The following is a 16,753-nucleotide window of genomic DNA, read 5'->3' as shown; positions in this document are numbered from 1 at the left end:
GTCCTCACCCTTTTTATATTTTACTTTCATAGTACATATATAGTGAACTCAAAAAACGTGTAGTACAAACTTTAAAATAATTAATACTGGAACGATTACTTTCCATGTTAGCTGTGAAATGATATCTACCGTTTTATTGGATTTAAAACTCTTAAAATTCTTATTACATTTAGATAAATGCTTAGTTAGTGGATACCATCTATCAAGTTTTCTTCGCCACAAAGAAGCTTTAACGTACAAAATTATAAGCCAACCTATTACAAAAATAAAAACCCACATCAAAGTAAGCACAATTAATATATTTTTATTTTCAGCGTTATCGTACTGAACTCCAATATAAACCATAATACTTATCATTATGAAAAGATAGGTTAACATGAATACAAAGTACAAACTATTTTTTGCATTCCTCTGATTTAATTGTTCTAATTGTTCAGCATCAATCGTATTACATAGTTGTTCCTTAGAAGGGGTGTCCTCACTACATAGTTCAGATATTGATATTTCAAATGCATTCGCTATCAGACTCAAACTCTCTAAACTACTGTCGTCCCCTTTTTCAATTCTTTGGATCGTTCTGACACTCAATCCTGCCTTTTCAGCTAATCGCTCTTGCGTCCAACCTTTAGAACGTCTTTTTTCAATTACTATATTTCTATTTACCAGTGTCATTCACCTCATTTCATCTAAACATAATATACGCGATTGCTTAGTCATCAAACACGTCACTAACATGCCAATCACATGACAGTACACTGACATATATAGATAATTCAAAACATTAGTATTAAATAATAAATACCTGTTTTATTTCCCGAGAAATAATCAGTCTATCCGACTCATATAACATCCTCATTATTATTTAAATATAATAATACACTAAGGCAAAATATTTATATACTTTTTTAAAAACTACAGTGATCTAAATAAGCCCTCTAACTTGAATGTTCTCATTCAACGTTAAAGGGCTTTCTTTTATTCCATTACATCACTTTTTTCAGCTCTTGCTGCAACTTTTCTCATAATTGGATCTGTGATTGGTTTTAAAATAATACCGACAATTAAAAAGCTAATGCCAAATATCATTAATGTGACGATTTTGCGTGTTAATATCACTGGTACATAACCACCTACTGCTTCTCTTAATGCGTCTATGGCATAAGAGAATGGAATAAATGGATGTAATTTTTGGAAGAATTCAGGTGTCACTTCGATTGGGAATGTTCCCCCACCACCTGCGATTTGTAATACTAATAAAATGATTGCTAACGCTTTACCTGGGTTCCCTAGTAATGATACGAGTGTGTACACGATCGTAACAAATACAAGTGACGATAATACGGTGATGCTAATGAACCAAGGTACGCTTTCAACTTGCGCATGGAGTATCACTATATCTCCTATAGAGACAATCAATGCTTGGATGATTCCAATAATGTAAAATAGACCGAGTTTTCCTAAATAAATTTCACGTTTAGACAAGTAATCTAACTCTTTATGTTTATTATCTGTTGTTAATAAGCTAACCATTAAGAGTGCCCCTACCCATACTGCTAATGCTGTATAGAAAGGTGTACTTGCTGAACCGTAATCTTTCACTGGGAAAATATCTTCTTGATTAATTTTTATTGGATTCGCAATGACATCTGCTTGTTTTTTCAAATCGTTTTTAAGTAAATCGACTAATTTATTAATCGTATCATCTCTATCGATTTCCTTAAACAATTTATCTGCTTTCGCTAAATCACGCTCTACACCCGGTAAATCATTGCGTATAAATTCAGCCAGTTGGTGTAAGTCTCGCTTCGCTTGTGGTTGGTTTTCATTAAGTAAGCGCACGAGTTGATCATAACGGCTAAATAAGTTCGGTACATTTTGATTCACTGTTGCGGTTGTATCCGCTAAACGTTGTTCTAATGCTGGTAAGTCATTTCTCACAAATGCTGCTGCTTTGGCTACATCTTTTTCAAGTTGTGGAAAATACCGCTGGGCGACGGTCATCGCATCAATATAACGCTGCTCAATAAGTGGCAATTCACTTTGAATCACATTTAATCGAGACTTGGCATTTTGTAAAATTGCCTGTCCATTATCAATGATCTGATGAATCGTGTTTAATTTAGATTGTAAGGTCGCTAACGAAACGTCTCCATTTTTTAATGCGGAAATGATCGTTTGCGCCACGTCAGACAATTTTTGATTTAAGTCATGTTGGATGAATTGACTTAATTCTTCCAAACTCGTGTTCACTTTTGACAATTGTTTTAATAAATCTATAGCTTCAGCCTTACCAGAACTGCCATTTGATAATGCCGTGCTTAGTTGATTGATTTTCTTAATTGCATTATTCACATTGTTGTTTGTTGCTTCTAACGTTTTAATTTCTGAAGAAAGGTCTACGCCTTCTTTATTCTCAAGCTCTGTTAACGTATCGATCAATTGTTGATTGGATTTGCTTGTAAGTTCTAATCTAGATTTTAAATGATCCAACGTAGGCACAAAATCTTTCGGATGATTAGACGCCATGATGCCATATAACACATTTTCTAAAGTCTTAACATCTTGTTGACTGCCTTGTGCTTGTTGATCAACTTGATTTGACATGGATAATAACGCTTGTGACAACGAAGACGCCATCGCATTGACATCATTGGCATCATACGTTCCGTTAGGCGCTTGACTCGCCGTACTCATTTGCGCCGTTTGAATATGACTTCCGTTTGTTGATGTACTTTGCGGTGCCGTTTGTATATTCGTTGGTGTTTGTACCTGTGGATTTTGTGGCGCGTTTTGTAGTTGTTGCGTATAACCTATACGGCGGTCAATATCATTTAAAAAGCGCTCTGCTTCATTTAAACCTTGGAGGCCTTGGTCCACACCTTGACTGGCGATATCGACACCACGATTAATTTTCGGAAAGGCTTGTGGCACATCATTCGCCGCAACATTTAACACACGTTTAATGTTCGGCATATATGCATTCAACGCAAGAATCAATTTTGCGCGCTCATTTAAAGCAGGTATCGCGTTATTCACTTGATTCAACTTATCGACCGCATCTAAAACGTCACCTTTATAACGTCCTAAATTTCTAAATTCATTCGCTTTTTGATCGATTTCATTTTGATGTTCGTCTAAATATAAAATCTTTTTGGCGACTTCATTTACTTTCGGAACAGCATTATTAGCTGTCTCAACGGCTTCTTTAATTTTATTAATGGTTGGTATTTCATTTTCTAATTTAATACCTAAACGATTGGCTTCTTTTAACAATGCTTTCGTCACAGTTTCATTGAATTTATCGTTCGCTTTTTGAACAATCGCACTTGTCCCTGCATTCGTCATTTTTGGCGCAATCGCATTTAATTTCTGATTGACTTTGTATTCGATGTTCGCACGTTCTGGCTTTTTACGAAGGGTTCCGGTAATTTGATGGGTGAACGCCTTAGGTATGTATATCGCCGCATAGTATTTACCCATTCGTAAATCGTGATCCGCTTTTTCACGACTGACAAACTCCCAATCGAAATGGTCATCCTTTTTCAATTGTTCCACCACAGTATCGCCTACATTCAACGATTTGCCTCTCACTTTATCTCCTTCGTCCTCATTGACGACTGCAACTTTAATATTTTTTGTATTTCCATAAGGATCCCAGTTGGCGTCTAAGTTAAACCATGCATAAAAAGAAGGAAGAAGTGCGAGTCCTGCGAGAATGACGAACACTGCCGGTGCTTTAACAATTTTTTTCAAATCCATCTTAAATAATTTTATCGCGTTTTTCATATAGCACCTCAAGCTTATTCTATATTTCTTATGCATATTATTCAAATTTTCATTTGTATATTTCCAATAAATTGGTATAATGGTCTCGTTACGTTGTGTAGTAAATAAAGTTGATGTTCGTCAACTTTATTGGCAAGTATTAACATTTTAACAATTTCAACCATCACTTGTACATAGATAATGATTAAATTTTAAAGAGAGGTAGCGCTATGAAGTCACATAAATTACTTATCTGTATGCTTTCAACTACGCTAGTATTTCCTTCATACTCTGTCAGTACGATTCATGCAGAATCCACCAAAGATGCCTCTGACAATCCAACAATAGAGGCTCCTTCTACAGAACAATCTCACGTTTCTAAATCGTCGGATGAGAAACAAGAAGATACTAAAAAAGAAGATGACAAAACGAAATCATCTGCTCAGAAATCTAAAGCAAAAATGTCAAAACCGACGGCACCTTCATGGTTGCCATCATGGCTAGATACTTTTAATCATCCATTAGACGTGATTCATCCAACACGCCAACATTCGACGCACTTTTGGGACAATTGGCTCACTTTAGACCCAGCTACAGATTCCATTACTAAAGACGTCAACACAACAGAAAACGATCCTAACCTGTCACAATCAACACCATCAACTGCGCATTCAGACGTTGATCCTACTACGAATGAAACGACGACAAAAGAACCACCTTCATCGCATGATGCATCTACGTCAGAGTCAACATCTGAACCATCACGAGATAACAGTCATCTCTCTGAAGGTGACCAAGCAGTGGCGAATGAGCTCGACAACATTACGGATAAAATTCAGTCTAATCAACCGAGTGATAAGGACACATCTTCAGAAACGCCTGATAGCAAGCATGATGAAATGTCATCTAACGAAGCGCCAACTACTGAAGACCATCATACTGAAGGTAAAACTACTGAAAACAACGATACCTCAACGACTAGCGACCACGTAGATGATGCGTTAATCGATGCCTATGGCAAAGAAAAGAAATCTACACCTGATACTAAAACAAACGAAGAAAATGCTAAAAAAGGTGACTTACCTAAACATACAACCGACACAAACCCACAGTTACCTTCTCAAAAAGAAATGGAACATAGTGAAACACCGAAGCAATCATTTAATCATGATGTAAAAGCATCCAACTATAGAGCCAGAGCAACATTCGAGACGTTACCTCATACTTCAGACGCGTCATCTGGGTCTAACGCTTACATCGTTACAGAAAATAAAGATACACGAGCATTTATTAAAAACATCGCCAAAGATGCACATGATATTGGCCAAAAAGAAGATATCTATGCATCTGTAATGATTGCCCAAGCGATTTTAGAATCTGATTCCGGTAACAGCGCATTAGCACGTGCACCTCACTACAATTTATTTGGTATTAAAGGCGCGTATCATGGGCAATCTGCCACATTTAATACGCTTGAAGATCATGATGGTTCGTTATATCAAATCTCAGCAGCGTTTCGAAGCTATCCAAATGAAAAAGCATCACTTCAAGATTATGCCGATTTAATGAAACAAGGGATAGACGGGAATCCATACATCTATCAACCGGCTTGGAAAAGTGACGCTGCAACTTATAAAGATGCCACAGCACATCTTGCGATAACTTATGCTACAGATTCGCATTATGCAGATAAGTTAAATAGTATTATTAAACATTACAACTTAACACAATTTGATCATACTTCCATGCCTGATTTGTCCAACTTTACACCAACGCGTGAAGCTTCATCTTCAGACTTCAAACCATTTACTGAAGCTGCTAGTGGCGCAGCGTACCCTCAAGGTCAATGTACATGGTATGTTTACAACCGCATGGCGCAATTTGGCCTTCATATCGGTGGTCATTTAGGTGATGCGCGCGATTGGGATCAACACGCGGCCAATGATGGTTACAGTGTCCGTTCCATTCCATCTGAACACAGCGCTGTCGTCTTCGAACCCGGTCAACTTGGCGCTGATGCATACTATGGACACGTCGCATTCGTAGAAAAAGTCAATTCAGACGGTTCTATCGTCATTTCAGAATCCAATGTTAAAGGATTAGGAGTCATTTCCTATCGCACCATCGATGCATCCGATGCAGAATCGTTAACATATATTAAAGGTAAATAAACATTAAAAAGACTCCAGAAGCGCCTCATTACGCTCTGGAGTCTTTATTCGTTTTAGATTTACGGCGGTGAGTAATACAAATGATACAACCACCTATAATGATGAGCGCTATCCCTAATGGCAATAGGGTTTGTTTCGCCACTTGACCCGCAGCAGGTAAATCAAAATTACCTTCATGGTCGAACAAACCACTTAAAAAGTCGTCTGAGGGCTCAATGAGTGACAATGCACGACCTTGTTTCGGATTCGGAATGTCAGGAATACGATCCAATATTTGCTTACCGTTCACTCCTTGACCAAATAAACCCAGTGGTTCTAACAGGTCAGACTGCCCTCCGAGTAAATTACGTCCATGACGCTCATTTAAGAGGCCCTCCATTCCATTGATAAATCCAAGTATTTTTCCAATCCGTGCTTTTAAACGTTCAAGGTCATTTTTGGCTTTAATGATATCATTGAGACGTCCATCCGCATCTGACTTTAATTGTTTTAACAGCGCTGTACGAGAATCAGCCTTATCTGCAATACGTTGTGCAAGCGCACGTGCTGTTTCGTCATTAAACTGTGACGCGAGTATCGTTTCGAGAGCTTGGCGTTTATCATGCGCTTGATCCAACACATTTTCTAAAATGTCATCGCCTGTCATATGAGGTCCATAACGTTGTTTCAAACGATCCACAATTTGCGCGCTATTCGGATGCCCTTTTAAAATGTCAGACGCTATTTTAGTCGCTTCGATTGAATCGTAACGTGTAGAAAGCAATGCCTCAAGCAATTCTTGAGGATTCGATGAATTGTCAATCATTGAACGCAATACATCATCACTTGAACGTGCCGACAAGCGATCAAATTCACTAACCAACTGGTTTGCGATTTGTGCATCCGTCTTCCCTTTCGTTTGAACACGTTGTAAAATCGCGTTCGCTTCTTTGTCATTAAACGTTTGTCTGATTAAAGACGTCACCGCTTGTGATTTATGGTCATTTGACTTCAGTCGATTGAGCACGAGATCATTTTGCGTATTTAATTGATGTTTTATCGCATCAATTTCTTTCGATAATAACGCTTTCCGCTCCTCTGATAAATTCGGTTGTTGCGCAAGTTTTGTCTCAAAAGCTTGTAAAGTCTCTTCCTTCGTTGAGACATAATTATCAAGTGCTGCGGTCCTATTCGGTAACCCTAACAATTGTTGAATATCTGTTTTAATATCATTGCTTTTAGGATCTTTTTGATTCAATTCATCCAGCAAATGACGTGCAGACGTCGTAGTATCGAGGTTCACATCATTTAGTTTACCCCCATCAACTTTATTACCTGAGTGATTGAGTTCTGCAAAAAAACGATCCATATTGTTGTTCAATTGTTCACGTATCACACGTGCCTCTTCTAATTGACGGGTATTTTGCGTCGAAGTTGACTTAACCTCATTTAATAAACGATCAATCTCATCAATACTTTTCGCCTGACTCAACTCTGATGTCAATTGCGATTTTTGTTGATCGGTTAACGTGCGCCACTGCTTCACTTCAGCTTGACGTTGTTGAATATATGTTTCCAGAGATGGTTGTTGATTCACATGTGTAACATTTTGTGCATTCACATTGGGAGAAATATGATTACCCATCAAGCCCGTTGAGATAACCAATACAGCACTGGACACTTTAAAAGAACGATTTAACAAGTTACGACTATGCCAATGTTTGTTTCTCACCTTTTTCATAAACTTCACCTTTCTAATTTGACTCATTCACATTATAGACGGAAATGACAATAAATCATAGAGAAAGAATTCGAGAAATTTAATTAAAGGTAGATAGAAGAGGGATGCCTTGTGTTATACCAAGCATTAGGTTTATATTGGACAATTAACGCTGGATTCCTCATTATACAAATCGTACTAACGCATCGTTACTTTCTAAAAAATTCTTCAAATAAGTCTCTTGATATAAACAAGACGAATCATAAAGTATAAACTTTAATTGAATAGAAAAAAGAGGTAATAAAATCGCTTCAATTTTATTACCTCTTTTACATTTGATATATTGACGACTAGACACATTTTTTACAACAATTACCCTTAATTAGATGTTTAAGCATTTAGATAGAACGTCTCATTCATATTATCTACTAGGTTTAAAATTAATACTATCAGAGAAATACACATTTTTACCATGTCGCTTATCGAATTCAAATTCAATGGTTTTATAACCTATTGAGCTCCCTTCAAACTTCCCTACACCTTTCAGAATTAATTTAGGCGCATTATTTGTAGGTATATCATAACGTGTGCGTAATTGCTTTACATTGTCATCATCATTGCTTAATTGATATTCCGCTGAATAGTTTGGCACATTCGGATTATACGAAAAGTGTCCATTGTTATACTGATTTAAATCTTTGAACTTTGCATATTGTACAAAAAACTTAAATGACTCAATTTCTTTAGCTATATGTGTTTCTTTGATTGGTTTTGTAGGTATGAATTTATTGTTTACCATTTTCACAGGATACTCTTTTTCGTGACTTTTTAACTCTCCATTTTGATCTTCTGAAACATTATGTATGACATATTTACCATGTGCGATTTTTTTATTTCTATCAATAAATAGGACCATCCCTTTACTTACAAGCACTCCCTTATTTGACTCAATAGCCATCTTTGAACTTAATACCCAAGTCCCTTTATCATTCTTATCGAATTCCCCGTCTCTAAAGCCTTCTTTATCATAGAAATCTTCCAGATTTTTAATCGGATACATTTTTAATGATTTGTTGAAGCTTTGTTTAATCTTTTTTTCAGAACTCGTTTCATTAATGTTTTCTTTACTATTTTCACTGTTCATAAGCCCAGATCCTCCCATCATTATTGTAAGTACTACTAAACCAATAAATAGACTTATTTTTTTTATATGTATCATAGTTACCCCCGTGTCATAAGTTTGTGTAGTTGAACCTTTATACTAAAGCATATCTTTGAATACATTTATTTAATTTTTAAATGTGGTCGAATATTCTGATGTTTCTTATTAAACTAAAATATTTATTACACTCTAATAATACTAAAAATTGATTGCGCAATCACATATATTTTTTCATTAATTTTAAGCTTTATAACTTCTTATTTATAAACGTATTTCATGTTTTAAATTTACTTGTTTTACTTCTTTATCGATTTCTATAAAACTAAAAATCCCTCTCAATCATTATTTATTGAAAGGGATTTAACATATTTTGTACTTAAGTTTGATTGTAAATCTATTTAAAGGCTGTCTTGGTTGTTTCTTTTTTTCGTTAACTGTAATCAGTCAAATCATCATATGCTTCGCTCCAATGATAGGGTTGAAGTGTTTTTAGTGGTTTATATATTAATTTACTTTCTGGATTTGTGACCGCAACTTTGACACCGCCACCCCAATAACGGAGACGTTCTTGACAAATACCACACGGGGTTAAAATTTTAAAATCACTATGTTCATCATCTCTTACTACGCAAATGCTATGCGTAATGACGTCCTCATTTTTATGCGCTTCTAAAATCGCACCTGTTTCTATACATAGCGCTGTGCCAGCATTTATAATCTCAGGTGCTACTGAAATATAAATTTGACCTTGTTTAGAATACATTGCAGCTGCACCACCCCAGCCTGTGGGATACCTGTGTTGAATAAACTTCACAGCTTCTTCATATAATTGCTTTTCAATAGTCATATAAACACTCCTTTAAAAAGGTAATTTGTTAAATAACCAAATACTTATAAGTGTAATGAGTAAAAACACTCCCACGACACATGTCACAATATAAACTGTTTCTAACCCATTTTTAAACTTGTGTCTTTCTATTGATTTTGTTTTCTTACCATTTTCCATATAATCGACTATTTCTTTATACGTTTTAACATCATGTTTCTTCTTAATTTTATCTACTTTTATTGCACTATACATGGAAATTAACCAAATGACAAAAGGACACAAAAACCCAAACCATCCTTCACTATACTTGAGTGCTGCCGCAAAGGAAACTGCGGTTAAAAACATACTTATCACCATGACATTACCATAACGATCCATATGTGTTCTATCAATGTTATGTTTCATTTCTTCTACATCTCCTCTAACAAGTTGATCTAAGGAAACGTTGAACACTTCAGATAGATAAATTAAATTTTGTAAATCCGGATAACTTCTTTCATTCTCCCAATTTGAGATGGTTTGCGCCGATACATAAATCTTTTCAGCTAAGTCACTTTGAGATAACTGCATCGCTGTTCGATATTCTTTAATATGATGACCTACTTCCATGTTCAATCGCTCCTTGATTTCAATCTAACTCGTTTATGACAGTCATACCATCAACACTTTTTATAAAACAAGGAAATCATGCTATAAAAGTCTTTATAGTACGTTATTTCCTAGGAAATACAGACTATGATGCCTTTCTACTATGTAAAAAGACCTACTTTAATAAACCCTCAACCAATTTAATTAAATAAGATAATACTGCTGGATTTTTCTAAAAATATCATACTAAGTCATTCAATAAAAATCTATGACATTATTAACGCATTTAAGAAATATATGCCCATTAAAAATAGATCCATTATTCATATCAGTCCACCCCGCTTTATCAACATTCTAAAATCAACACCTTCAAAACCTTGATAAATAAGCGTTTATGTTCTATTCCCATAAAAAGATACTCCTTTAGTAGTAATTACACCCTAAAGAAAGAATATTTATATCACATTTAGTAAACGTTAAAGTTAAGTTAAGCAATATTTAATTTTAACCTTTAACTTTCAAGTCTATAATAAGTTTGATTGTTAGTATTACGTAATCACCGATAATCAATTACTTTGGGAAATAGAAAAAAAGGAGCAATGAAAATGAAATTATCTACAATTGCTAAAACAAGTTTAGCATTAGGAATTTTAACAACAGGAGTAATAACAACAAACGCTCAATCAGTAAATGCGGCAACTAAAGTAGCGGATCAAATTAAAGATAAATCAGATGACATTAAAACACTAAGTGATTATTACAATAAAACACCTTTAGAGTTACGAAACGTGAACGGATATTTTTCTGGTAATGGTGTAACAGTCTTGCACAACTCTCAGCATTCTGAAGTTGAATTAAAAGGTACTGATAAAAATAAATATACTGATGAAGATTTGAAAGATATAGATGTATTTTTAGTTGGTGAAGGAACTAGTAAGCAAGCTCCAACTCGTTCTATAGGTGGTATAACTCTACCTAATAAAGATAAACATATAGATCATGTAAAAAAAGTAACACTTACTGTGAAAACAAAAAAAGATGATTTATTAATTCAACAAGATGGACCATTTGACATTTACAAAGAAAAAGTATCACTTAAAGAGTTGGACTTTAAATTAAGAAAACAATTAATTAAAGATCACGGTTTATATACAGGTGACAAAAAAGACGGCACAATTGTTGTAAAAATGAATAGTGGCAGAGAGGATGACAAATACTCTTTTGAACTAGACAAAAAATTACAAGATCACCGCATGGGTGATGTTATTGACTCAAAAAACATTAAAGAAATTATTGTTGAAATGTAATTATAAAAATAAAATATTAGGAGTTTATGATGAGAGAGAATTTTAAGCTACGTAAAATGAAAACAGGCTTGGTTTCGGTTGCCATCGTGGCTATGTATATGACTATGCAAGGTCAAGCGGAAGCTTCTGAAAAAGCGACTGATGTGAATCAGTTAACAGAAAATCAAAGTATTGAAGAAAAACAAGTTGAGGCTCAACCTAAACTTGAAACTGCAGCACCAACAAATGCAACGGTTCAACCTACTGAACACGTTGACGCAAAACAAAATGATACTAAAGTGGACGTACAGGAGAACTTCGTTAAATTAGATAAGGTGAACCCTGGCGATACTAAGATCACTGGGAAAACATTACCGAATCAAATTGTTTCATTAACTATTGATGGAAAAAGCGTTGGTTCAGTTGAAGGTGGAGACGGTGGTTTCGCAGAATCAAATGACGATGGTGAATTTGAATTTGATTTAAATGATAGAAACATCGTCTTCAATCAACAAGTTGACGTTGCGTCATCAAATTTAAATTTCGACCTTGAAGAAGAAGGTTCGGAAGACGCGATGCTTGAAGAAGAACCTGTAGATGCGACGGACTCTACAACTACGGGTCGTTACGATAAGGCATATGCGATTCCTACTAAACAATTAGAAAAACAGAATGGTCATCACCAAGTATTAGTAGAACCTATTCTTCAAGATTCTGGCATTATCAAAGGCCATACATCTGTTAAAGGTCGTGTCGCACTTGCGATTAATAATAAGTTTGTTGACTTAGGTTTTGATGATTTTAATAAAGATACACCATTAGAAAAAGCAAAAGCACGTACTGAAGGTATATGGAAATTTATTGATGATAAAGGTTATTTTGAATTTGACTTCAAACGTAAACCTTTTGAAAGCTATCAAATTAAAAAAGACGATTTAATATCACTTACTTTTAAACCAGATGATGAGGAAGAAGCGTTAATTCCTTTAATTTTCAATAGTAAAGCTAGTGATTTTGCGAATGTCGCTACCGCTACCACATCATATACCCCTGCTGATGTGAAGAAAGTTGTGACTTTGAATAATGGCACTGCTGATTTACAAGTTGATGATATCCATGGTTTTGTTTACGAGAGCGATCGTGGGATTGATAAACCTGTAGACAGCAGTCAAGGTACTCGAGAAATTAAAGGTAAAACTAAATTTGCGAATGCCGTTGTCAATGTAACTTCTAGTCTTGGTGAAGGCAACGAATTCCCAGATTTACAAGTAAATGAAAAAGGTGAATTTTCATTTAACGCATCTGAAGCTGGCTTCCGTTTAAATAATGGAGAAAAACTTCATTTCACAGTGGTAGATCCCCTCACTGGTGCGATTTTAAGTGATCTTGTCACTAAAGAAATTACAGTGGCAGAGACGGACGAAGAGCGTAAAAATAGAGAAATGGATGAATTACTCGAAGTGACACCTGCTTATTTCCAAATCGTAGGTAACGAACTGAGAGGCTATGACATTCATGGCAATGTACTCGCATATTTTGATGTAAATGATAAAGCAGCGATTGATGCATATTTGAAAAGTTTAGGGTTAGAGAAACCAAACTTTAAAGAAAAACCAGAATTAAAGACCGAACACCCAGGTGCATCACCTGAACTAAAATCAGAAACAAATCCGAAAATTAATTTAGAGGCATCACCTAAAGTTAATCCAGAAAATACTCCTAAAGCAAACCCTGGATTAACACCTGAGCTTAAGTCAGAAACAACACCGAAGACTGGTTCTGAAGCGACACCTAAAGCAACGCCAGAAGTATCGCCAAAGGCTAGTCCAGAATCAACACCGAAAACAAGCCAGGATCAAAAATCGGATATTACAACTGAGGTAGGCACTAAGGAAACTTCAGAAACAGCAACAAAAACATATCCAGTAGTGACGCTTGGTTCTACGTCAGTAAATGGCAAATCATATCAACCGACACCTGTGTCAACACAAGTATCGGCTAAAGAAGCAACTAAAGACCCATCACCTGCGACAAAAGCACTTCCTGAAACAGGTCAAGAAGAGACACACGCTGGATTAATCGGTACACTTTTAGCTGGACTTGGCGCAGTGTTCGTATTACGTAGAAAACGTAAATCCAATTAAAATAGTTCATTTTAACTCAAAAATAAGCAACGACTGATGATTGGCGTTACATCTCCATTTCCTAGCAATGTGGTCATTGTTAAGAAATGGAAATAACGCGCCATTTAATACGATAACTTTAATTTTGAGTTGAACACATGGCGCCTAAAAGATGGTATAGGCGTCATTATTAATCTAAAAGCGATTAAAGACAAATCAATGAATATGTGAGATAGAATTTAGGAGTTATGAATGAAAGAGATTTTTAAATTACGTAAAATGAAAGTCGGCTTGGTTTCAATTGCCATGGCAGCGATGTATATCACTATCCAAGGACAAGCAGAAGCTTCTGAACACGTTTCTAGTGCGAGCCAACCAACTCATAACGTTGAACAAACACGAGTTACTTTAACACCCCCTCTAAGTAATGAAAGTCAGACAAATACAAACGTTCAACAAGTAGAAGAAGAAAAACAAACCGTTGTAAAAGAAAAACAAAAGAACTTTGTGACATTAAATGATGTACAACCAGGTGATACACAAATTACAGGTAAAACATTACCTAATCAAACTATTTTATTAAACTTAGATAAAAAGAGCGTAGATTCCGTTGAAGGTGATCTCGTAAAATCGGATAATCAAGGGAATTTCATTTATAAATTAAACGATAGAAAGATTGTTTATAATCAGGAAATAGAAGTTACATCTTCAAATTTCAGTTTGGACTTAGATTTAGAGTCAGAAAATGAAGAAAGTACTATGGAGGAAGAAAGTAACGACTTAAGTAAAAGTGTTAATACAGGTCGTTACGATAAATCATATGAAGTTCCTACCAGTCAATTAGAAAAAGATAATGGTCATCACCAAGTTTGGGTTGAACCGATTCTTAAAGATTCTGGCATAATTAAAGGTCATACATCTGTTAAAGGTCGTGTCGCACTTGCTATTAACAATAAATTTGTTAATTTAAGTGATAGTAGTGAATATGAAAAAGATATGTCTGAAAAGGATGCTAAATCTCGTGTTGATGGTATTTGGAAACATATCGATGACAAAGGTTATTTTGAATTTGACTTCAAACGTAAGCCATTTGATGATTATCAAATTAAAAAAGACGATTTAGTATCTATCACGTTTAAGCCTAATGATGAAGATGAAGCAATTATCCCCTTAATTTTTAATGTACAGGCAAGTGATTTCGACAGTATCCAATCCGCAATTACTTCATATAACCCTTCAAATGTGAAAAAAGTGAATATACTGAATACAATTACTGATGATATACAAGTTGACGATATACAAGGTTATGATTATGTAAGTAACAATGGAATTGATAAACCTGTTGAAGGTAGTAAAGGTACTAAAGTTATAGAAGGCAAAACGAAATTTGCGAATGCCGTAGTTAATGTGACTTCTAGTCTTCGAGAAGGCAATGAATTTCCTGATTTACAAGTTGGTGAAGATGGTAAATTTTCATTTAACGCTTCCTCAGCTGGATTCCGTCTAAATAATGGTGAAAAACTACATTTTGTCGTAGTAGATCCATTATCTGGTAAAGTTTTAAGTAAGCTCGTCACAAAAGAAATTACGGTGGCCGAGTCTGAAGCGCAACGAAAAGAACGCGCATTTGATGATTTAATTGAAATTACCCCTGCTTATTTCAAGTTGGTAGGTAACGAAATAAGAGGCTATGATATTCATGGTTATGTACTCACTTATTTCAACGCATATGATACAAAAGAATTAGCACGTCATATTTATAAAGGTCAATAATGATTTAAGTACAGCTTTATCGTTTTGATAAAAACGCTAATTTATCATGACGATAAGCTGTTTTTTTTTGTCTAATTTCAAAGGGCATTTCCCCTATTATTATGATTAAAGATTATTTAGATTTAAAGGAGTTATAGATATGAAATTATCTACAATCGCTAAAGCAAGTTTAGCATTAAGTATTTTAACAACAGGTGTCGTAACGACAAACTTACAAACTGCAGAAGCAGCACCATATTATTATGGAAGCTCATCTTATTATGGACCGTCATTTAATTATGACAAATATTTCCAACTTAAAGATAATGATATCCATAATTTGTATACGTACTATTCGAAACATAGTTTTGATTTCAAATATCAAAAAGGTTATGGTGATGGACGTGAAGTTGATGTTCAAGATCCATACTCATATCAATTTAATACCATCTCATTAGTAGGTCAAAATAAAGATAGATACCAACAAAGAGAAATTCCAAATATCGATGTGTTTATAGTCGGTGAAGGCTATGGTTATCAAGCTACAAATTATTCTGTTGGCGGTATTACGAAATCAAATAGCCGCTACTATGCAGGTCCTGTTGTAAGTCCTCAATTGTCAATTAAAAATGGCAATCATTCATCTTTAGTCAATTTTAATATTTACAAAGAAGAAATTTCACTTAAACAAATTGATTTCAAAATTAGACATCAGTTAATTAAACATTATGGACTCTATCAAAACGGCAAAAAATCAGGAAGTATTACTATTAATATGAATGATCATTCTTCACATCATATTGACCTAAATTCTAAATTGCCTGCTGAAAAAATGGGTAATGTGATTGATTCAAGAAATATTAAAGACATTAAAATCGAGATGAACTATTAATATGTGTTGTTTCTGACATAAAAATAGTGCACTCACCCTTTTTAATTATTATTTAACAGCTTTACGAATGTACTCAAAACAACATTACGTAAAGCTGTTTTTATTTTAACTTTAATATATATCCTTCACTGCAATATGACATTGCAAACAATTATTATGCCAACAACAATCCTCATACAATAAAATAGTTATAAAGTCAATTAATTTTACACCTAAACAATTAAGCATCATCCTATTAATTTTTAATAAAATAGTACGATCGTCCTGAAAAAACGTTGTAGTTACAACCTTTCCATTCGATTTTACCTCAAAATTTCAATTTCTCTTTTTTTCAGATTCAATAAAATTTTTATGCAAATACATAATTTTCACGTCAATTTTCTACAAATAATTCATGTTTTATTACCTACTCAAACCCTTACTCTCACTCAAACTGTCTATACAAGAATGCAATATTTTTATAAATCATCAATTATTTTTTTGTTA

11 protein-coding genes are annotated in these 16,753 nt (G+C 34.6%); 5 read left to right on the top strand and 6 right to left on the bottom strand.

Going from position 1 to position 16,753, the window contains the following annotated elements:
- Nucleotides 1–48: 48 nt before the first annotated feature.
- Both CD172_RS06785 and CD172_RS06780 read right to left on the bottom strand, forming a co-directional pair.
- The gene (locus tag CD172_RS06785) at nt 49–672 is read right to left on the bottom strand and encodes a helix-turn-helix domain-containing protein (RefSeq protein WP_198649518.1); all 624 of its coding nucleotides are present in this window, start codon (nt 670–672) and stop codon (nt 49–51) included.
- Between the two features lie 303 nt (nt 673–975).
- On the bottom strand, nt 976–3,786 hold the full coding sequence (locus tag CD172_RS06780; RefSeq protein WP_103345878.1) for a YhgE/Pip domain-containing protein: 2,811 nt from the start codon (nt 3,784–3,786) through the stop codon (nt 976–978).
- A 209-nt stretch (nt 3,787–3,995) separates the two neighbouring features.
- Between CD172_RS06780 and CD172_RS06775 the strand changes: the two genes are divergently transcribed.
- Nucleotides 3,996–5,936: an amidase domain-containing protein gene (locus CD172_RS06775; protein WP_103345877.1), complete on the top strand. Its 1,941-nt coding sequence runs from the start codon at nt 3,996–3,998 to the stop codon at nt 5,934–5,936.
- Nucleotides 5,937–5,964: 28 nt separating this feature from the next.
- Here the strand turns inward: CD172_RS06775 and CD172_RS06770 are convergent, their stop codons facing one another.
- The 4 genes from CD172_RS06770 to CD172_RS06755 form a co-directional block, all read right to left on the bottom strand.
- Nucleotides 5,965–7,656, bottom strand: a complete 1,692-nt coding sequence (locus tag CD172_RS06770) for a coiled-coil domain-containing protein (RefSeq protein ID WP_103345876.1) — start codon at nt 7,654–7,656, stop codon at nt 5,965–5,967.
- Between the two features lie 400 nt (nt 7,657–8,056).
- The gene (locus CD172_RS06765) at nt 8,057–8,854 is read right to left on the bottom strand and encodes a tandem-type lipoprotein (protein ID WP_103345875.1); all 798 of its coding nucleotides are present in this window, start codon (nt 8,852–8,854) and stop codon (nt 8,057–8,059) included.
- A 373-nt stretch (nt 8,855–9,227) separates the two neighbouring features.
- Complete coding sequence (locus tag CD172_RS06760; protein WP_103345874.1) at nt 9,228–9,644, bottom strand: cytidine deaminase; 417 nt, start codon at nt 9,642–9,644, stop codon at nt 9,228–9,230.
- 12 nt (nt 9,645–9,656) lie between these two features.
- Nucleotides 9,657–10,235 carry a helix-turn-helix domain-containing protein gene (locus tag CD172_RS06755; protein WP_103345873.1) on the bottom strand — a complete coding sequence of 193 codons (579 nt, stop codon included), beginning with the start codon at nt 10,233–10,235 and terminating at the stop codon, nt 9,657–9,659.
- Nucleotides 10,236–10,819: 584 nt separating this feature from the next.
- Here CD172_RS06755 and CD172_RS06750 point away from each other — a divergent pair.
- From CD172_RS06750 to CD172_RS06735, 4 genes are all read left to right on the top strand, one after another.
- Entirely contained in the window at nt 10,820–11,521 is a 702-nt protein-coding gene (locus CD172_RS06750; RefSeq protein WP_103345872.1) for an exotoxin beta-grasp domain-containing protein, read from the top strand.
- A gap of 29 nt (nt 11,522–11,550) precedes the next feature.
- Nucleotides 11,551–13,644: an LPXTG cell wall anchor domain-containing protein gene (locus CD172_RS06745; RefSeq protein WP_103345871.1), complete on the top strand. Its 2,094-nt coding sequence runs from the start codon at nt 11,551–11,553 to the stop codon at nt 13,642–13,644.
- Nucleotides 13,645–13,875: 231 nt separating this feature from the next.
- Entirely contained in the window at nt 13,876–15,396 is a 1,521-nt protein-coding gene (locus CD172_RS06740) for a hypothetical protein (RefSeq protein WP_103345870.1), read from the top strand.
- 139 nt (nt 15,397–15,535) lie between these two features.
- Complete coding sequence (locus tag CD172_RS06735; protein ID WP_103345869.1) at nt 15,536–16,267, top strand: exotoxin beta-grasp domain-containing protein; 732 nt, start codon at nt 15,536–15,538, stop codon at nt 16,265–16,267.
- The last annotated feature ends 486 nt before the right edge of the window (nt 16,268–16,753 follow it).

Source organism: Staphylococcus agnetis, assembly GCF_002901865.1.
In the GTDB taxonomy this organism is placed as follows: Bacteria; Bacillota; Bacilli; order Staphylococcales; family Staphylococcaceae; genus Staphylococcus; species Staphylococcus agnetis.
Note: the sequence above shows the minus strand (reverse complement) of the source record. Positions and strands in the feature narration are given on the sequence as shown.